15 protein-coding genes, 1 pseudogene and 1 other annotated feature are annotated in these 19,370 nt (G+C 62.0%); of the genes and pseudogenes, 9 read left to right on the top strand and 7 right to left on the bottom strand.

The features are described 5' to 3' along the window. Positions 1-129 precede the first annotated feature (129 nt). A complete protein-coding gene (locus BVG12_RS07580) occupies positions 130-1,380 on the top strand; it encodes an IS256 family transposase (protein ID WP_075791135.1) in 1,251 nt (416 codons plus the stop codon). Positions 1,381-1,701: 321 nt separating this feature from the next. Here the strand turns inward: BVG12_RS07580 and BVG12_RS07575 are convergent, their stop codons facing one another. Next, on the bottom strand, positions 1,702-2,091 hold the full coding sequence (locus BVG12_RS07575) for an Rrf2 family transcriptional regulator (protein ID WP_307189106.1): 390 nt from the start codon (positions 2,089-2,091) through the stop codon (positions 1,702-1,704). A 134-nt stretch (positions 2,092-2,225) separates the two neighbouring features. Here BVG12_RS07575 and BVG12_RS07570 point away from each other — a divergent pair, with 134 nt between their 5' ends. Next, positions 2,226-3,221, top strand: a complete 996-nt coding sequence (locus BVG12_RS07570) for an alpha/beta fold hydrolase (RefSeq protein WP_075796250.1) — start codon at positions 2,226-2,228, stop codon at positions 3,219-3,221. A 214-nt stretch (positions 3,222-3,435) separates the two neighbouring features. Here BVG12_RS07570 and BVG12_RS07565 read toward each other — a convergent pair whose 3' ends face one another. Beyond that, positions 3,436-4,821, bottom strand: a complete 1,386-nt coding sequence (locus BVG12_RS07565; RefSeq protein ID WP_075791899.1) for a DUF1501 domain-containing protein — start codon at positions 4,819-4,821, stop codon at positions 3,436-3,438. Between the two features lie 11 nt (positions 4,822-4,832). Then, positions 4,833-6,551 (bottom strand): DUF1800 domain-containing protein, encoded by a 1,719-nt coding sequence (locus BVG12_RS07560; protein ID WP_083684746.1) that lies wholly within the window; start codon positions 6,549-6,551, stop codon positions 4,833-4,835. A 231-nt stretch (positions 6,552-6,782) separates the two neighbouring features. Between BVG12_RS07560 and BVG12_RS33880 the strand changes: the two genes are divergently transcribed. Then, positions 6,783-7,124: a hypothetical protein gene (locus BVG12_RS33880; protein ID WP_156895570.1), complete on the top strand. Its 342-nt coding sequence runs from the start codon at positions 6,783-6,785 to the stop codon at positions 7,122-7,124. Between the two features lie 386 nt (positions 7,125-7,510). On the opposite strand, the gene BVG12_RS07555 is transcribed toward BVG12_RS33880, so the two are convergent. Continuing rightward, positions 7,511-8,607 (bottom strand): IS3 family transposase gene (locus tag BVG12_RS07555; RefSeq protein ID WP_156895539.1). Its coding sequence is split into 2 segments (ribosomal slippage): positions 7,511-8,355 and positions 8,355-8,607, totalling 1,098 coding nucleotides; the frame shifts between segments, so codons are not numbered across the junction. A gap of 153 nt (positions 8,608-8,760) precedes the next feature. Between BVG12_RS07555 and BVG12_RS07545 the strand changes: the two are divergent. The 3 genes and pseudogenes from BVG12_RS07545 to BVG12_RS07530 all read left to right on the top strand — a co-directional run. Beyond that, positions 8,761-8,988: pseudogene (locus tag BVG12_RS07545) on the top strand (IS30 family transposase); the annotation flags it as partial. 31 nt (positions 8,989-9,019) lie between these two features. After that, positions 9,020-10,218, top strand: a protein-coding gene (locus BVG12_RS07535) for an IS3 family transposase (protein WP_156895493.1) whose coding sequence is annotated in 2 segments (ribosomal slippage) — positions 9,020-9,311 and positions 9,311-10,218 — 1,200 coding nt in all. Because the reading frame shifts where the segments join, the coding sequence is not laid out codon by codon here. Next, positions 9,301-9,417, top strand: a sequence feature (AL1L pseudoknot). Its footprint overlaps the gene before it by 117 nt. Before the next feature lie 527 nt (positions 10,219-10,745). After that, positions 10,746-11,042: a hypothetical protein gene (locus tag BVG12_RS07530; RefSeq protein WP_075791898.1), complete on the top strand. Its 297-nt coding sequence runs from the start codon at positions 10,746-10,748 to the stop codon at positions 11,040-11,042. 324 nt (positions 11,043-11,366) lie between these two features. On the opposite strand, the gene BVG12_RS07525 is transcribed toward BVG12_RS07530, so the two are convergent. The 3 genes from BVG12_RS07525 to BVG12_RS07510 form a co-directional block, all read right to left on the bottom strand. Beyond that, positions 11,367-12,517, bottom strand: a protein-coding gene (locus BVG12_RS07525; protein WP_156895569.1) for an IS3 family transposase whose coding sequence is annotated in 2 segments (ribosomal slippage) — positions 11,367-12,253 and positions 12,253-12,517 — 1,152 coding nt in all. Because the reading frame shifts where the segments join, the coding sequence is not laid out codon by codon here. Between the two features lie 653 nt (positions 12,518-13,170). Further along, positions 13,171-13,767, bottom strand: a complete 597-nt coding sequence (locus BVG12_RS07515) for a response regulator transcription factor (protein WP_075791895.1) — start codon at positions 13,765-13,767, stop codon at positions 13,171-13,173. After that, complete coding sequence (locus BVG12_RS07510; RefSeq protein WP_156895568.1) at positions 13,764-15,644, bottom strand: ATP-binding protein; 1,881 nt, start codon at positions 15,642-15,644, stop codon at positions 13,764-13,766. Before BVG12_RS07510 ends, BVG12_RS07515 begins: the two co-directional genes overlap by 4 nt. A 110-nt stretch (positions 15,645-15,754) precedes the next feature. Here BVG12_RS07510 and BVG12_RS07505 point away from each other — a divergent pair, with 110 nt between their 5' ends. Genes BVG12_RS07505 through BVG12_RS07495 form a run of 3 tightly spaced genes read left to right on the top strand, consistent with a single transcriptional unit; the run spans position 15,755 to position 18,912 of the window. Beyond that, entirely contained in the window at positions 15,755-16,864 is a 1,110-nt protein-coding gene (locus tag BVG12_RS07505) for a porin (protein ID WP_075791893.1), read from the top strand. A gap of 24 nt (positions 16,865-16,888) precedes the next feature. Beyond that, on the top strand, positions 16,889-17,887 hold the full coding sequence (locus BVG12_RS07500; RefSeq protein ID WP_075791892.1) for an MBL fold metallo-hydrolase: 999 nt from the start codon (positions 16,889-16,891) through the stop codon (positions 17,885-17,887). Between the two features lie 29 nt (positions 17,888-17,916). Beyond that, positions 17,917-18,912 (top strand): MBL fold metallo-hydrolase, encoded by a 996-nt coding sequence (locus BVG12_RS07495; protein WP_075791891.1) that lies wholly within the window; start codon positions 17,917-17,919, stop codon positions 18,910-18,912. The last annotated feature ends 458 nt before the right edge of the window (positions 18,913-19,370 follow it).

Raw genomic sequence — 19,370 nt, 5'->3', positions numbered from 1 at the left:
GCACAGGCAATCATGCAGTGATGGCAGATAGGTAAGACCGTGGTTGGCAAAGCCCGCTGTTAGGCGAGGGTGTAAATAATATTGTGTAAACGGTCATTTGGCAGGACACTGCCGCCATTAGGAGAAACGATGACCGTTGTAAAGCGTAACAAGCGGGCCAAGCCCGATCCGGAACTGCTCAAACTTGCCGACGGCCTGCTGGCAAACTACCAGAAGCCCGAGGACCTGATCGGCGAAAATGGGCTGCTCAAGCAGCTCACCAAGATGCTGGTCGAGCGCGCGCTGGAAGTCGAGATGACCGACCACCTGGGCCACGACAAAAGCGGCGAGGTGACCAACAGCACTGCCAACACCCGCAACGGCCATAGCATCAAGACGCTCAAGGGCGATTTCGGCGCGCTGCCGCTTGACGTTCCTCGCGACCGCCAGGGCACGTTCGAGCCGCAGATCGTCGTCAAGCATCAGACACGCTGGACCGGCTTCGACGACAAAATCATCTCGCTCTACGCGCGTGGCCTGAGCGTGCGGGAGATCCAAAGCCATCTGGAAGAGATGTACGGCACCGAGGTGTCACCGACCCTCATTTCCAACGTCACGGACGCTGTCAGCGAGGATGTGAAGCTCTGGCAGGCCCGCCCGCTCGACGCCGTGTACCCGATCCTCTATCTCGACTGCATTCACGTCAAGGTGCGCGACAACGGCGCGGTGCGTACCAAGGCGGTCTACCTGGCCATCGGCGTCAACATGGATGGCCACAAGGAGGTGCTGGGCCTGTGGATCTCCCAAACTGAAGGCGCGAAGTTCTGGCTGCAGGTCGTGACCGAGCTAAAAAATCGTGGCGTGCAGGACATATTCATCGCCTGCGTCGACGGCCTGAAAGGCTTCCCGGACGCCATCGAGGCGGTCTACCCGCAGACCTCGGTTCAGCTGTGCATCGTTCACATGGTGCGCAACAGCCTGAATTTCGTGCCCTGGAAAGCGCAGAAGGAAGTCGCCGCCGATCTGAAGTTGATTTACAGTGCAGCCACTACCGACGAGGCTGAACTCAGGCTTGCCGAATTCGAAGATAAATGGGATAAACAGTATAAACCGATAAGTCAGTCCTGGCGCCGTAACTGGGCGCGCGTCATACCGTTCTTCGACTACCCGCCGGAAATCCGAAAGGTGATATACACCACGAACGCTATTGAATCGATTAACATGAGCCTGCGAAAAGTGACCAAGGCCCGCAGTTCCTTTCCGACCGATGAAGCTGTCAGCAAGCTGTTTTATCTTGCCCTGAACAACATCAGCAAGAAGTGGACGATGCCGATACGGGACTGGAAAGCTGCGTTAAACCGCTTCGCCATCCAGTTTGAAGACCGGGTGCCGCAGACTTAAACGAAGAATCGTTTACACAGAATCTGGTACACCCCCTGTTAGGCTGGCACATGAAGTGCGTTAGAGCGAGGGGGCACCGACCAGCACATCCCATCAGGGACCGCGACAAATCGTCGCATATAAAGTCCGAATGTACGAGTGCAATCTTTACCTTCATGCCGTCATGAATTGAATGCTTGGCAAACCGGGGGCGTCCATGTACGCCTAACAAAACCCTCTAGTTGCTCAGCAGGCAACCGCCGAGTACACTGAGCCGTGCCGACCGATTGAATGCGCAACCCATAGCAGACGTTTACTTTCTGCGGTCTGCAGCTGGTCTGGCTAAATATGGTCGACATCTTCGGCCAGCGTTCCAAGTGTCACATCTTGCATCCGCTCAAGCATGAACTTCTCCGTATCTTGGAATACGGCGCCCAGTTTAGCGACTACGGTTTGCTCTACCGGACAGGTCTTGTGATCGATTGCTACATCGATCGCTAACGCTGAAGGCGAGCCGAGCGCTTCATAGACATCGCGGATCGTTACATCGTCGATAGCACGAGCAAGCGCCCACCCACCGCCTGCTCCACCATCAGAGGTCACAAGTCCGGCCTGCTTCAACGGCGCCATAGTGCGACGAACAACGACGGGGTTGGTGCCCAGCATCAGGGCAATCGTCTCGGAAGTAGTCTTACCACCCCTTTTGTCCATATGTATCAGCACATGAAGCATGCGCGACAGCCTACCGTCGTGTCTCATTCGCACCTCGCGTTGTTATTTTAGACCCGTAACACTACATGTTACGCTACTTGACCGCTCGAAATGCGCAACATATGATGTTACGAATTCTAGGTCAGGAGGATGATATGCAACGCAAATCAGTTGATGTGAACGGAATCACGTTATCGTATCTCGAAGCTGGCGAAGGCCCAGCGATACTACTTTGCCATGGCTTTCCCGAAACGTCGAAGTCATGGCACAAGCAAGTGCCCGCGCTTGCTGCAGCTGGCTACCGCGTCATTGCCCCAGACCTGCGTGGTTATGGCGAGTCGTCTTGCCCGGAAGCGACCGATGCGTACACGATATTTCATCTTGTTGGCGACCTAGTCGGCCTGATGGACGCTCTCTCGATCCAACGTACCGTAATCGTAGGCAACGATTGGGGCGCCTCGGTCGCTTGGCAAATGTCACTCATGCGCCCAGACCGCATTCGCGGCGTCGTCGCTTTTGGCGTGCCTTTGATGGCTCGTGCCCCTATGCCTCCTACACAGATGTTTCCACGCACGAAAGAGGCGCTGTTCTACGCCCTGTATTTCCAGGAGCCTGGGCTAGCCGAGCGGGAACTCGAACGCGACGTGCCAACCACGTTACGCAGGATTTACCACGCGGCATCGGGCGAGGCAGGACGGCGCCAACCTGGAGACGGTACGCCCAATCCTTTCGGTATGGTTGTGCCCGAACGCGGAATGCTACAAGACCTTCCTGAGCCAGCTACGCTGCCTTCATGGCTGTCCAGTGCCGACCTCAACGCGTACGTTACTGCTTTCGCGCGGAGCGGCTTCCATGGTGGGCTTAACTACTATCGCAACCTGGATCGCAACTGGCAGTTGCAAGCCAGTCTTGAAGGAATGCGCGTCGAAGTGCCGGCGCTTTTCGCCATTGGCTCACGCGATGTGGGACTATCGATCCCTGGAATGGATAGAATCATTGCTGACATGGCCAAACTAGCTCCGCGTCTGCGCCGGTGCGTCACCATCGACGATGCAGGACATTGGATACAGCAAGAACACGCTGATGCGGTTAATGCGTTGATCCTGTCGTTTATGCCGACGTTGGACGACAGTAAGCATCTAATGGCTTAAGCCGCCGCGATTTTTAGGGCCAACAGGCGCCACTCTCATCGAGGTGCGGAGCAAGTCGCCATCAAACGCCGGATAGATTTGAGCAAGCCTACTCACATCATAGACAAGGAAAAGCAGCTGGCAAAAGGAGGGGGGCCATAGATTTGTTTAGAGGTACTGAATGTGGAGGGAGCGATCACCGCTACGCTGCCGGCCTGACTCCGGCGCGACGCCGTCAAGCCATGAAGCCGAGGTTGCGTTGGCTGAAATTGGCCAGGTTGGGCAGCAGTTGCAGCAGGTCGGCGTCCGCGATGCCCAGCCAGCGGCCCAGCGTAGCCGCATACTGGTCGACCGAGGTGGTCGGCAGCAAACGGCCCTGGCCGACGTCGTCCGGGCCGTCGCTGGCGACAACGGGTGCCGTGCCGTAGAACGTCTTGCCCTTGACGGCGCCGCCCAGCACGAAGTGCATGCTGCCCCAGCCGTGGTCGGAACCGTCGTTGTTGCCGGTCAGCGTGCGACCGAAGTCCGACGCGGTGAACGACGTGACGGCGTTGGCGACGCGCAGTTCCTGTGTCGCGGCGTGGAACGCGGCCATCGCGTCGGCCACGCCGGTCAGCAGTTTCGGGTGGACGGTCAACAGGCCGTCGTGCGTGTCGAAGCCGCCCATCGACACGAAGAAGACCTGGCGCTTGATGCCCAGCGCGGGGGCGACCGAGATCATGCGCGCCACCATTTTGAGTTGCGCGGCCAGCGCATTTCCGGCGGCGAACGGCGTGGTGATGGCGGGGCCGCCGGCGAGCGCCGCGCTGAGTGCGTTGTTGGCGGTGATGGCGCGGCTCGTGACGCGGTTGTACTCCGCTTCCAGCAGCTGCGTGCGCGGCTGCGTGATCAGCGCGCGCAGCGCGTCGCTGCACGCGGTCGAGCCGAACAGCGGCTTGGCGAGCGCGTTGATCGCGGCCGCACCGCCCGGCGATACCTGGTATTGCACCGCCTGCCTGCCGGCGAGGTAGACGGCGTTGCCCGACACGTTCACGCACGTGAAGGTCGCGTTGCCGTTGCCCGCTTCGAACAGATCGCCCATGCGTCCGCCCCAGCCGGAACCCGCACCTTCGGGGGCGGACGATTGCCAGATCGATTGCTGGTCGTTGTGCGAGAACAGCTTGGGCGGCAGCGGCGCCGACCGATTCTGGTACTGGAGCTTCGTGGTCGGCTGCACGAGCGGGCCGACGTTCAGGACGACGCCCAGTTGGCCGGCGTCGAACAGCGGCGCCAGCTTGCCCAGCTCCGGCGCCAGCGCGTAGGCGTGCTGCATGCCGTTGCGGTCCAGCGGCACTTGCGCCGGCGTCAGCGCGGTGCCGGCCAGCGCCGAGCGCGCGTACGCGAGGGTGGGACGCAGCTGCTGGTAGGCCGCATAATTCGCGCTGTCGTACGGCACGAGCGTGTTCGCGTAATCGTTGCCGCCGTAGAGGAAGATGCAGACGAGGGCCTTGTAGTCGCTCGCGTTGGCGGCCGCGGCTTCCGCCATGGCCGCGAGGTTGAGCGCCCACGGCGCGGCGCTGCCGGCCAGCGACAGGGCGCCCGCGCGGCGCAGAAAGGCGCGGCGAGAAGCATCGGTGGTCATCGCGGTTCCTTTTAGTGCAGGATGATGAATTCGGGCGCCGCCAGCACCAGCAGCACGGCGGCGTAGATGCGGTTCAGGCGCGCCGCGTCGCTGTTCGCCGGCAGCGAGTTGATGGCCGGACGCAGCAGGTTCAAGGTCGGTCCGCTCAGCTGTCCGGCCGCGAGCACCGTGTTCAGCTCCGCGAGCAGCGCGCCGGCATCGTTCGCCAGCGGTAGCAGGGCGGTGTAATCGGCCTTGACGTCGCCGATGCCCTTGCTGACGACCGTCTGCATGAAATTCAGGTAGCCGACCGTGCTCGATTCGTTCGTCAGCTGGAACTCCGGCGCGACGAGGCCCGCGCCCGCGATCGCGCTGCCGGGCGGTACGTAGCCGGGCCGGAAGAAGTTGAACACGCTCGGCGAGCGCAGGGGACTCTGGCCGAGGCGCGTGGCCGGGTCCGACGTGTTGCCGATGGCCCAGGCGCTACTGGGCGAGTTCGCCTTGAACGCACGCGCCCACGCGGCGAGGCGCAGGATCGGCTCGCGCTGCTTGCCGGCGCCGGGCGCGGCGGCGGCCGTCGCGCTGCGCGCCTCGTCGTCCAGCAGGATCGCCTTGAGTACCGCCCTCAGGTTGCCGCGGACCCGGTTGCCGTCGTTGTCGAACGCGGCCGCCACCCGCGCGACGTACGCTGGCGACGGGTTGCTGCAGACCAACCGCTGGATCAGCTGGCGGCCGATGAAAGGACCGACGTTCGGGTGCGCGAACAGGGTGTCGAGCGCCGCCTTCATGTCGCTCGCGCCCGTGCCGCCGGCCGCGATGGTGGTCCCGAGGAAGGTCTTGGCGCCGGTCTCGTGGCGCGCCGCGACCTGGACCATGGGGCGGCGCTTGAAATCCGGCGTGGCGGTGCTCGTGCCGGACAGGTCGTAGTCCCAGCCCGTGAATACCCGCGCCAAGCCCGTGATGTCGTCCAGGCCATAGGTTTCCTGGGGCTTGCCGTGCACCAATTTCGGCGTGCCGTCGGGGTTTAACTGCACGAGTCCGATGGTGAACAGCTGCATCAGCTCGCGCGCATAGTTCTCGTCGGGCAAGGCGCCGGTCTTGGGATTGAACTTGACGTTGCCGCGAAAGGTCAGGTATTCACCCATCGCCGTGCTCAGCGACACGGCTTGCATCAGGCCGCGGTAATTGCCGAATGCATTCGCTTCGAGCAGGTCGAGGTAGGCCGCGGCCGTGAACTGGCGCCAACCGCCGCCGACGAGGCCGTCGATGCCGATCACGAGGATTTCAGACAGTGCCAGGGTGACGCGCTGGCGCAGCGTATCGGGCGCGGCCAGCAGCTTGCGCCAGGCGCAGGCATCGAAGCCGTCCTCGGAATTCTTGTTCGCTGCCGCGTTGAACCCGCCGGCGACCAGCGCATCCCAGCGCGACGGCGAGGCCGGCAGCGCGTACTGCTCGTCGAGCCAGCCGGCGTAGCCCAGCGTTTGCACGCGCTTGATCTGCTCGCGCGTCGCGCCCATCGACGCCTGCGCGAGGAAGCGCGCGGCCGCGGCATCGGTCATCGCCGTCTTGGCGACACTCGTCACCTCCGCAGCGAGGACCGTTTCACGTGGCTCGGTGTCGCTGCCCGCGCCGCAACCCGCCAGCGACAAAGCACCCAGCGCCGCGACCGCCGGCAGCGTGTGCGTACCGCCGGACCGTGCATCGGGCTGGTTGATCTGTTCGGAGTGTTGCGGGACATCGGTCTCAGACATAACCCCACCGGTCTAAAAATTGCCCTAAGGAAATTCTAAGTCAATATGTAGCCGGTGGCAACGGGCAGCGTCTTGCCCGTGCGCGAAAACGACACTGTGTGGGCTTTAATGGGATGGACGCATCCTTCATGAAACGGCATCGAAGTGCCAAAGTGGATATGCAGGGTAGCGGCGACAGGAGCTCCGGTCCACGGCAACGTTGAGGCATCCTACGGTCGTAGCCAAGGGGGCTTGAGCGGCGAGCCGATCGATCACGAGCGCAAGGCAGATAAATCCGGGGGAGTCGCCCATCGATATACCAGAATTTTCGGCAGCGCGAAATCCGAAACGGGCCAGGTGTTCAAGGTTTTTCCTGAGCGTGACGCGCACCCCAACCGCATCGTCGGACGCCCAGCCATGTCGCCGTGCGGGCCGCAAAACATGAGTTCACCCTTCGAACGAATCAGCGGCAAGCGGAGTTTTCTCATAAATCAAGTAAATCATATAAATGGTTTACTCGGCCAGTGCGCTTCGATAGCGGCAAGGGATGCTGCACCGGACCAAGATGATCCGGAATCCGAGCAGATGCGCTGACCATCGCGTAACGTGTACGAGGCCATTACAGGTTTTATTGGTTGTGCTGCCGAGGGCTTTGGCCTGCGGGGCGCATTCTACGAATTCCATTATCTGCCTGTTCTGCAGGCGTTTCGCTCCGCAGTCACGCGTGGAGCAGATGTCAGGCTTCTCCACGAGGCTCAGAAATACAAGAATGTCAACGAGCAGACGATCGCCGCCGCCAGAGCCTCTCCGAGACTGAGGCGTCGAGCAGCGCATGACGTTTTACCAATCTGTGACCGCCAATTTCTGAATGTCTGCAACCGAAAAACGCTCCACAATCAGGGGCTGGCTAGCGGTTGTGTGATCCGCTTGGATTCCCTGGACACTTTGAAGACAAAATTTTGGTCTGTTGAGATCCGTTTTTATGCACCTCCAGCCCCGGTCTCCCGGGCGAAAGCGGCCGGTGTCAGGTTTTTGAGAGCTGTGTGAGGACGGCTCTCATTGTAGTCCCGGCGCCAGGCTTCCACGACGGCCTGAGTCTCGGTCAGTGAAGCGAACCAATGAATGTTCAGGCATTCGTCGCGTAGCGATCCATTGAATGTCTCGATGAAACAGTTATCGGTTGGCTTGCCGGGCCGGCTGAAGTCGATTTTCGTCTGGTGGTGGTACGCCCATAGGTCGAGCAATTGTCCCGAGAACTCGCTGCCGTTGTCGACGAACAGACATTTCGGTGCCGGACGTCTTTCGGCAATGCGGTTAAGCGCCGCGACGACATCGTCGCCGCGCAGGCGATGACCGACGACGATCGCCAGCGATTCCCGACTGTAGATATCGATGATCGTCAGCAGCCGGATCTTTGTCCCGTCGGCCAATTGGTCGGCTACGAAGTCCATGCTCCAGGCGTCGTTGATGTGGAGCGCCTGCATGCGCGCCTGCCGGAGCATGGTCGTCTTGCTGCGCTTTTTGCGCCAGGACCGCAGTTGCAGCTCTTCAAGGCGATACCAGCGATAGGTCTGGTTGACACCAAGCTGGAAACCTTCGCGCTTCAGGAGGATGTGCAGGCGCCGGTAGCCCCACCTCAGGCGCACCTGTGCCAGCTCTTTCAAACGCTGCCGCAACGGCAGCTTCGGATCCTTCCGACTGTGCAGGTATTGTGTGCTGCGCACCTGTTTCATCAGTCTGCAGGCCCGCGCTAGCTTCAGGCCGTAGTGGCTCACGATGTACTTCACCACTTCCCTTTTCAGCGCGGGCCGTTCCACTTTTTTGAGGCGACGTCCTGCAGGATCGCCTTGTCCAGGCTCAGCTCGGCGACCAGCTTTTTCAACCGCGCGTTTTCTTCCTGCAGGATCTTCAGCTCGCGCACACCTTCGACCTGCATGCCCGCGTACTGCTTCTTCCAGCGATAGAACGTCTGCTCCGAAATGCCAAGCTGGCGCACGATATCACCTACTGCCATCCCCAGCTCTGCCTGCCGGAGAATCGAGACAATCTGCTCTGCTGAGTACCGTTTCCGTTTCATGGCCGCACTCCTTCTCGAAGGAAAAAGTTGGACCAAAACTCATCCAGGAAGTTGTCCAGTTTTGCCGGGGCAGATCAACGGACACAGGGTTGCAGGTGAGGGCTGTCCTAAAACGCGGTGGCAATGAATGAGGCGAGCGCGTTTCGAAAGAAGCATTTCTGCGATCCCCATCATCCTTGGCAACGCGGGTCAAATGAAAATACGAACGGGCTGCTACGTCAGTATTTCCCCAAAGGGATAGACCTGTCTACGTATTCCCAGGAGAATTTGGACGAGGTAGCCAGGCGGCTAAACGAGCGTCCACGGAAAACCCTCAACTATCAAACGCCAGCACAACGATTCCATGACTGTGTTGCGTCGACTGAACCGCCCCGGATTTGATGGAGGCTCCAACTCTTGAGAGAATGGAGCTATGAACAAGAAGCCAAGCAAATTTTCGCCGGAAGTCCGGGAGCGCGCAGTCCGTCTGGTACGGGAGCAGCGTAATGAGCATCCTTCGCTGTGGGCGGCGGTCGAGTCAATTGCAGGGATGATCGGCTGCACGCCACAAACGCTGCATGAATGGGTCAAGCGCGACCAGATTGACCAGGGAGAGCGCGCAGGAGTGACAACAGAGGAGCGTGAGCGACTCAAAGCCCTGGAGCGCGAGAACAAAGAGCTGCGGCGGGCGAACGAAATCCTGAAGCTGGCAAGCGCGTTTTTCGCCCAGGCGGAGCTCGACCGCCGTTTGAAGTCCTGAAGGCCTTTATCGATCAGCATCGCGACACCTTCGGGGTCGAGCCGATCTGCAAGGTCTTGCGGATTGCCCCGTCGGGTTATCGGCGCCATGCGGCACAGCTTCGTGATTCGTCGAAGCGATGCGCGCGGGCGAAGCGCGATGAGATTCTGTGTCCGGAAATCAGCCGGGTCTGGCAGGCCAACATGAAGGTCTACGGAGCCGACAAGGTCTGGAAGCAGATGAACCGGGAACGCATCGCCATCGCTCGCTGCACGGTCGAGCGCTTGATGAAGCGGCTGGGTTTGCAAGGTGCTGTGCGCGGCAAGCGAGTCCGGACAACGATTCCCGATTCTGCCGCCCCACGTCCGCTGGATCGGGTGAATCGGCAGTTTAGGGCTGACCGTCCAAATCAGCTGTGGGTGTCGGACTTTACATACGTTTCGACGTGGCAGGGCTGGCTGTACGTAGCCTTCGTGGTGGACGTTTTCGCCCGGCGCATTGTCGGCTGGCGGGTCAGTTCGTCGATGACCACTGATTTCGTTCTGGATGCGCTTGAACAGGCATTGTATGCTCGCCAGCCCGGTGAAAATGGAACTTTAATCCATCATTCCGATAGGGGCTCGCAATATCTCAGCATTCGCTACAGCGAACGCCTGGCCGAAGCAGGTATCGAACCGTCGGTCGGCAATCGGGGAGACAGCTACGACAACGCACTGGCTGAGACGATCAACGGCTTGTACAAGACGGAATTGATTCACCGCCGAACCTGGAAAACTCGGGAATCTGTCGAGCTGGCAACCTTGGAATGGGTGGCCTGGTTCAACCACCACCGGTTGATGGAACCAATCGGCTATATCCCGCCCGCGGAAGCTGAGGCAAACTACTATCGGTAGCTCAAGATCGCTGCCGATGAAACCGCATTAACTTAAACCAACCAGCCTCCACTATTCCCGGGGCGGTTCATCACCGATTGAAGGAACCTTGCCGGGCAAGGGAGCCTGTACCAGATGCGGTAGCAGCGTTTCCGTCATCCATTGGCCTGAGGACGCGTATTTCTCGGTGGAGGTTCACGGCGGAACGGTGTGGGCTTGGAACACCACGTACTTAATGGCGCTACGAGCCCGTGTCATTGGCGACCGGGTATCCGAACGGCAGCTAGCGCTTTCAAACGGATACTTGCACTACTTCCTCGCCAGAATTCCCAGGCAAGCCGTCGTGAAGCGTAATAGAGCGTTCCTGCTGCGAACTCTCGACGACTGGTTGCGTTGTTCAAGGTCTTCTTCCTTGAAGAGAAACCGCATATGAAGTTGAAAGATCGCCGATGTCTGCTTCGGGTCGACTGCTGCCGTACAATGAACGGCCGAGTTCGGCCAACAGCGGCTATATCCGACTACCAACTTTCCTATACCAAGCTCCCTCTATGCATGAAGAAATTGCAGCTTCAATTCTAAAAAATGAAATTCTACGTGCGAAGGCCCAGGCTATCCTAGATCAGCCTGCGTCCGCGACTGTCAGGCTCCTGAGCTTACTGTTGCCTATAACGGTTGTTATGTTTTTCAACAATGCGGCGAGTTTTCAGGCACCCGAATGGGTCAAGATTTTGCTCGGTTTGGTCACGGGCTGGTCGGTGGTCAATATGCTGGAGGTATGGGCGGCCCGTCGGCGGCTCGATGCCGCACTTGTCCTTCTAGGCTTGCAGAAAAGGTTCAGAGAGTAAGCGAGCATCCATACATTCGGGCCCTGCTGTCGGAAGGAGGTCGGGTCTGGACTGTCGGGACAGGCCATGAAACTTTCGTTGTCGCAACATATGCTGGCTCGATCGGCCGAGATCGGCCAGGAGCAGACCTTCGCCATCAACCACCAGAGACTGAAATGGCCCGTTCGATAACGAGATATGACAAGCTGTTGGCGACTTTTGAAGACCTGATTGCAGCGATCTCAGACGTTCAAGAACCGATGATTGCCGTCCTTTGTTCGTCATGGGAATCCACGAAAAACGGATACGAACAAGTGGCCTGCTGCCGATTCGGGTGACACCGCTTTAAGCTTTTCTAGCTTCTTCAAACTGCATTGGGCTGACGTATCCCAGCGTCGAATGTCGCCGCGTAGTATTGTAGAAGCGTTCGATGTAGTCGAACACGTCTGAGCGCGCCTGGGCACGGGTACGGTACACCTTTCGTGCTGTTCGTTCAGTCTTGAGCGAGCTGAAGAAGCTCTCCATTGCCGAGTTGTCCCAGACTTCGCCGGCCCGGCTCATGCTGCAGGTAATGCCCTGTTCCTTGAGCAGTTGTTGGAAGTGCTCGCTGGTGTATTGGCTGCCCTGATCCGAATGGTGGAGCAACGCAGTTGGCTTACCTCGACGCCAGACAGCCATCATCAGCACATCGACGACAAGTTGCGAAGTCATGCTGTCTTGCATCGACCAGCCAACGATACGACGCGAATAAAGGTCCAGCACGGCGGCAACGTATAGCCATCCCTCGGCAGTCCAAATATACGTAAAGTCGGCGACCCATTTCTGATTTGGCGCCTCGGCCTGGAACTGCCGATCGAGCAGGTTCTCTGCCGCGGAGCTGCGCGCTCCGCGGTCCTTGGGCAGACCTCGGCGTCGAGGCCGGGCGCGCAACGCCTGGTCTCGCATCAGACGCTCGATACGATGCAGCCCACACTGCAAGCCTTGCTCAAGAACGTCGCGCCAGACTCGCCTTGCTCCGTAGGTCCGGTCACTGCGCAGGAAGCTTTGCCGTACCTGGACACCCAGCTTTTTGTCTTGCCTGCTGCGCCGGCTCGGCGGACGCGTCAGCCAGCCATAGAAGCCGCCCCTCGAGACACCGAGCGCCTCGCACATCAAATTGACCGGCCAGACTCCTCGGTGCTTCGCGATGAAGCCGAACTTCAAATCGACTCCTTCGCGAAGTAGGCCGCGGCTTTTTTCAACAGGTCTCGCTCCATCTTGAGCTTGGTGACTTCTTTGCGCAACCGCGCAATCTCAGCATCCTGGGCCGTCATCTTGCCGTTGCCAGGGAATGCTTCCTCGGGTTGCTCGCGCAATTCGCGTACCCATTTGCGTAGGACGTTTTCGTGCACGTCCAGGTCTTGAGCAGCTTGGCGTACCGATACCCCGCGTTCTTCGACCAACTTCACCGCCTCAAGTTTGAACTCTCGGCTGAACTGCCTTCTTGCTGCTGCCATTGATTCCTCCTGACCCCATTTTCCACCTTAACTTGGTGTCTGTGGAATCGGCAGCAGGCCAATTGTTCACGATACCATGTACGTAGGGTCTAACGGCGGGGAAGGTGGTCGTGGTAGGGTAAAAACCAGCTAATGGTTGGTGTTGCCAGTTCAGCGAACTATGTATTCGGCATGGTATCGTGAATGGTACTGAGCTGAAGTGCCGTAAAAATGCTAGTCGATTCATAGGCTTAGCTCAGCCATTGATCATCGAGTGGGTAAGATTTCGCATAGAAAACTATACTCTTATGATTTGAAAAGGCTCGCTTAGGCGAGCCTTTTTACGCAGCATAAATCGTTTGTCCGGATCTGTTTTAAGCCTGCTCAAGGTCCGCAATTTGAGCAGATCAGGGATGATGACCGTTACCGAGAATCGCACGCTATCGTGCCAACAGTGCAGTCTGTGTTATGGCGCCGAAGCAGTTATGCAGTGGACTGCAAGCCGTGTAGATGGGTTGCGCGCCAACCGCGCTCTACGATATCGGTAGATCTGCGCTTCCGCATTGATCGAGAACCCGGCGTGCATTCCGCACATCCGGGGAACGACAGCTGTCCCGGCCGGTAACGCGACACCGCCCTGTCGCGACGCGGCGTCGTCTTGGCCGGACGTTCGCTCACTGTCGCGGGTCGAGCAGCCGTGCCAGTTCCACGACCGACCGGATACCCAACTTTTCCATGATGCTGGCCCGGTGCGCCTTGATCGTGCGCTCCGTCGTGCCGAGGGCGGCGGCCACTTTTTTGTTCAGCCATCCTTCGGCGAGCAATGCCGCGACTTCCCGCTCCCGATTGCTCAGCAGGGCTAGTTGCCGCGTGCGCGCCTCCTGCAGCGCCACCTCGGCCCCGGTCCGGACGACGCGCTCGAGGGCGCGCGCGATCGCTTCCTCGAGCGCTGCCCGGCCGACTGGCTTGGTCAGGAAATCCTCGGCGCCGGCCTTGATCGCACGGACGCTCATCGGAATGTCACCTTGGCCGGTGATGAAGATGATCGGGACGCGTGACGCGTGGGCCGTCAGGTGTTCCTGAAGTTCGATGCCGGAGAGGCCGGGCATGTGGACGTCGAGCAGCAGGCAGCCGGGCGCCGGCGCACCTGCTGCGAGAAAGGCCTCGGCGCTCTCGTATTCCCGCACCGTGTGCCCGATCGTGCGCAGCAGTCGCGCCAGTGCGGTGCGGAACCCGGTGTCGTCGTCGACCAGGTGCAGGACGTGTGTCATGGCGTCTCCAGTGCGGGCAGGGTGAAGCGGAACAGGGCACCGCCGCCGGGCGCCGGCTCCGCCCGCAGCGTGCCGCCGTGGCGCGCCAGGATGCTCCGGCTGATCGACAGGCCGACCCCAAGTCCATCCGGCTTGGTACTGAAAAAGGGTTCGAACAGCCGATGCGCCGCGGCGCCGGACAAGCCAGGGCCGTTGTCGGCGACGCAGACGTCGACATCGCCAGCGGCGTTGCGTTTGCTGCTGACCATGATCCGACGCTGGTCCGGTGCGATCTGTTCCAGGGCGTCAAGCGCGTTCAGCACGAGGTTGACGGTCACCTGCTGGATCTGGACGTTATCGGCAAAGACGTCCGGCAGCGGCTCCGTCAGATCCAGTAGCAGCACCGCGCGGCGCATGTGCACTTCGACGCGCAGGATGCGCGCGACCTCGTGCAGCAAAGGATTCAGGGCGAGACGTTCCTGCTGGGCTGCGCTGTCGGCGATCCAGCCGCGCAAGCGGACCAGCACGTCGGCGGCGCGCTGGTTGTCCGCGCGGATTGCATCCAGCAGTTCGCGCAGTTGTTCGCGCGGTGGCGACGGGGCCGTGAGCAGCAGCTCGGCGGTTTCGGCGTTGCTGAGGATCGCGCCGAGCGGCTGGTTGATCTCGTGCGCGAGCGCGGCGGACAGCACGCCGACCGCGCCTACCCGGTCCAGGCGCGCCAGTTCGCCGAGATGCTGGCGCGTCTGGCGTTCGGCGTGCTTGCGGCGCCGGCGCTCCAGCAGCAGGGCGCCGATCAGGATGCTCTGCATGACGAGCACGAGTCCTGCCGCCAGCACCGTGTCGCGGTAAGCCTCCCAGAGTCCCGGCGGCTGGAACAGGATCTCGCTTCCCGCCGGTAGCTCGTTCGCGTCGATGCCGGCCCGGCGCAGCGCGCGCCAGTCGAACTGCAAGCGAGGCGGGCTATGCGGCTCGAAACCGATCGCGGCCGGGGGCACGCCGGCCAGGACGCGGTTCAATTGCGACGCGATGTCATGCGCATGCTCGACGGGCGAGTCAACCCAGCCGCCGATGGCGCCAACGCCCAGCAGCGTGCTCACGTCGATAAAGATGCGGGCGCGGGTGGCGGGCGCGATGGCGCGCAACATGTCGTGGGCCGTCATGACGGCGGAGGTGTTTGCCGTGGCGGGGGCGGCGAGGTAAAGCACGGTATCGGGAGACAGGGCGGCGGCGCGCCGCAACAAGTCGTCCGGGACCAGTCCACTCAGGTCGACCAGGTCGGCGCGCCGGAGCCAGGGTCGGAGCGCAGCGCGCCAGTTCGGACGGATCGGGTCGCCGTCGATTCGGGCACTCGCGACGGCGATGTGCCGGGCATGTGGCGACAGCGCGAACATCAGCGCCAGATTGCGCGCGACGGGATCTTGCCTGAGCAGTCCACTGATGCGGGGCATGCCCGCCAGTGCGGCGGCCCGCGTCGCGTCGAGCTCCGGTGCGACGACGGCCGCCTGTTGCCACAGGCGGTCGCGCAGCGCGACCGCGACCAGCAACTGATCGGGGACCAGCGGCACGATCGCGTCGTACCTGCGGCCCGCGTACTTGTCGAGCAGCCAGGTCGGCAAGGGCATTCGTGGCGTCGCGGGGACCGGCTGCTGCATCACCTCGAGATCGAGTTCGGCGGACGGATGGTGCCGCAGCAGCTCGCCGCGCAACGCTTCTCCCATTTGCAGCGCCCACGGAGCCGTCGTGCCGCTCGATGTCAGCAGCAGGATTCGTGCCGGCGCGGCGCAGCGGCCCGGCTGCAGCGCGCAACACAGGGCGGAGAACAGGAACAGGCGGCAGGCGAGGTGGCGGGGCGAAAACATCATGACGTCGTAGCGGCGCGCCGGCGGGCAAAAGGTCACGGTACTACGGGTGTGTGTCAGAGGCTATTGTACCAAGTGCCAATAGGCGGCCTCGTCATTACTGTTGATCATGGTGTCTCCTAATCTAAAAAAACCATAGGAGACAACCCTTGAAGTATCGTTTCGTTTTGGCGGCCCTGGGCGCCGCCGGGGTCGTGCACGCGCAATCGTCCGTGAACGTCTACGGTGTGCTCGACACCGGCCTGCAGCACCTGAGTTCCAGCAATGGGACCAGTCTTACCCATCTCATGAAAACCGGCCACGTCCCGTCGCGCCTCGGCTTCGCCGGCACGGAGGAGCTCGGTGACGGACTGCGTGCCGGCTTCGTCCTCGAAGCCCCGATCTTTGTCGACACAGGAGGCTTGCCGCCGGACGGCAGGCTGTTCGGACGCCAGGCCTGGGTCAGCATCGCATCGGCACGTTATGGCGAGTTGCGCCTGGGTCGCCAATTCTCGGTCATGCAGACCGCCCTGGCGCAGTACGACCCCGACCATTTCTCGCCGTTTTCTCCCGCGCTCGTCATGCAGTTGGCGAACGTCGAACAGACCAGCCTGGACAACATGGTCAGCTACGTGTCGCCGGCCGTCGGCGGGCTGTCGTTGCAATGGTCCGCCACGCTGGGGGAGAAAGCCCCCCTCTCGCCGAATCTGGCGAACCCCCAGATCGTGGGCGCGGGCACAGCGAGGAATGGCTCCGCCGGCATGCTGCAATACCGCCGCGCCGGATTCGGTGCCGTGCTCGCCTACCAGGGCGGCGGGCAAAACCTCACCGCCGGCGGCAAGGCGCTGCAGCGGATCCTTACGGCCGGGGCCAACTACCGGTTCGACGCGTTCGAGCTCGGCTCGATTCTCTGGCGCCATCGCAACACGCTGCCGAACGGTAGCGCGCCCATGGTGACGGCGGGCGCGCTCGGCGGCGCCTGGCGCATCGCCTCAGCGGTGCGGCTGAACGCCGAGGTCGGCGCGGCCGCGGACAACGGGCGGGTGTACGCGACCGGCGCCGCCAAGGCGACGGGCATCAACCGGTATCTCAACGTCGGCGCCGACTACAACCTGTCGAAAAGGACGACGGCCTATGCCCGCGCCGGCCGGGTCACCGACCGGAACGGCGGCTTCAACGGCAGGCCGATCGCCGTGTCCCCCAGCGGGCGCGATGGCGTCGCCGTGCCCGCGAACGGCGCCGTCGACGGACTGGCGCTCGGGTTGCGCCACGCATTCTGAACGATCGATGAAAGGTATGACCACATGAACGTACGAGATGCCTACTACAAGTCGTCGCGCACGGCCGTCGCGCTCCTTGCCGTGCTGGCGACCGGGGGCGCCATGGCCGCCGACGATCCGGCAGCCATGGCCCTCGCCTGGACGACGTTGGGCACGGCCGGCGGGCCGGTCGCCAACGCGGAGCGCTCGCAATCGGCGAACCTGCTGTCGGCCGGTTCGCACCACTGGCTGGTCGACTGCGGCGACGGCGCCGTGGAACGGCTCGCGGCCGCCAAGCGGCTGGCCGCGCAGGTCGACAAAGTGTTCATCAGCCACCTGCACATGGATCACATAGGTGGCCTGCAGGGCCTGATCGGGCTGCGCTGGATGACCAATGCGCCAGGCGTGCTGACCGTGTACGGACCGCCGGGCACCGACCGCCTCGTCAGCGGTATCGTGGAATCGATGCAGCCCTCCGCCAGGGTGGCGATTGCGCTGAAAGGGGGCAAGCCGCATCCGCGTCCGCAGGACGTAGTGAACGTTGTCATCCTGCGCGACGGCAGCGATCTCACGGTCGACGGCGTGCGCGTGCGCTCGGTGCGTAATTCCCATTTCGACGAGCGTCCGGGCGTGCCGGCCGACGTGGGAACCGAGTCGCTGTCGTACCGCTTCGACGCCGGTGCGAATGCCGTGGGCTATACGGGCGATACCGGGGTGAGTCCGCAGGTGGCGCGCCTGTTCAAGGGCGTCGGCCTGGTCGTCAGCGAAGTGATCGACCTCGAGGGCACGATCGCGAACATCAACGGACCACATTCTCCGATGCCGCCCGAAACCAGGCCCGGCTTGATCGCCCACCTGAAAAGCCAGCACCTGACGCCGCAGCAGGCCGGCGATCTGGCGGCGCAGGCGGGCGCCGCGCGGCTGGTGCTCACACACCTGGCCATCAGCGGACCGACCGACGCGATCGCACCCGCGCTCGTCGCGCGCGCGCGCGCGGCCTTCTCCGGCGAAGTGCGCGTCGCACACGACCTCGACCAGTTCTGATCCATTGACCGCCCCATCGTGCCGACATCATGAAAAACACCATCCTCGCTACTCTCCTTGCCGCCTGCGCGGCAGTGCCGCTCCACGCGTCGGACGCACCCGCGGCCCCGGTCGCCGCGCGCTCTGCATTCGTCACCCTCGGTACCGGCGGCGGACCCGTCATCCGGCGCGAGCGCTCGGAACCCGCCAACGCCATCGTCGTCGGCAAGACCGTGTACCTGTTCGATACCGGCTCGGGCGTCGAACGCCAGATGGTGGGCGCTCGACTGTCCCTCGCCGACGTGCGCGCGGTCTTCATCTCGCATCACCATATCGACCACAACGCCGACCTCGGCCAGGTGCTGAACAGCCGCTGGATGTTCAATGCGACCAATGTGCTGCCCGTGATCGGCCCGCCCGGCACCGTCGACATGGTGCGGGCGCTGTCGCAGGCGGCGCGCCCGGCCGAACTGGCGCCGATCGGCAGCGTCGGCGGCGAGGGCAAGATCGCCATCGAGAAGACCGTGCATGCCGCAGACATGGCGCCGGCGATGGACCAGCCGACCGTGGTCTACAAGGACGAGAACATTCGCGTCCTGGCAGTGACCAACGACCATTATCATTTCGCGCCGGGCAGCGCGGCTGCCCAGGTGTCGCGCTCCTATTCGTTCAGGATCGAGGCACCTGACAAGGTGTACGTGTACACCGGCGACACGGGACCGTCCAGGAACCTCGCCAGGCTCGCCGCGGGGGCGGACGTGCTGGTCAGCGAAGTCATCGACCTGGACAAGATGGCGCGGATACTCAAGCGTGCGTCCGACCTGCCGCCGGCGATGCTGCCCAATATGATCAGGCACATGGAAGAAGATCACCTGACGCCGGCGGAAATCGGCAAGCTGTCTGCGGCGGCGCACGTCGGCGAGGTCGTGCTGACCCATGTCGTTCCCGGCATGGATGGTGAAACCGATCTCGACGGTTATGTGAACGGGATCGCGCCTGCGTTCAGCGGGCCCGTCAAGCTAGCGCGCGACCTCGATCGGTTCTGACGCCGCGGTATGATTGTTCACGGCATGAGGCACTCAAGCGCTCGGTCGGCCGAATCACGGTCTGCCGCAGCGTTTGATGTATTTCCGCAGGAGCAGAACGCGACACGCGCGAGGACGGCGTCGCAAGCGTGCGCCCTGTCACGGCCATGGTCGGCGACATCGCACGCGCCAGCACGCCACGTCGTTCAGCACGGCGGAGCCACGCTGCTTGCCGGCGGGGCCCGAGCAGCCGCGCGTTCAGGCGGATTGTCGGCCACTGAGCGTGGCGGCGGCAAGTTCCGGTCCGATCAGCAGGGTAAAGGCGAGGTCGTGCCCGTTGTTGCCGGGTGAAGTGTCGAGGAGCTTTGCGTCGCATTGTGAATGGTACTGGCCCAACAGTGCCTGTAAACTACTAGGCAATTCATAGGTTTACCTCAGCCATTGATCATCGAGTGGAATGATTTCGACGCTGGCAATAG

The organism is Massilia putida (assembly GCF_001941825.1).
GTDB classification, from domain to species: Bacteria; Pseudomonadota; Gammaproteobacteria; order Burkholderiales; family Burkholderiaceae_D; genus Telluria; species Telluria putida.
The sequence above is the reverse complement of the archived record's forward strand: the minus strand, read 5'-3'. Positions and strand labels throughout refer to the sequence as shown.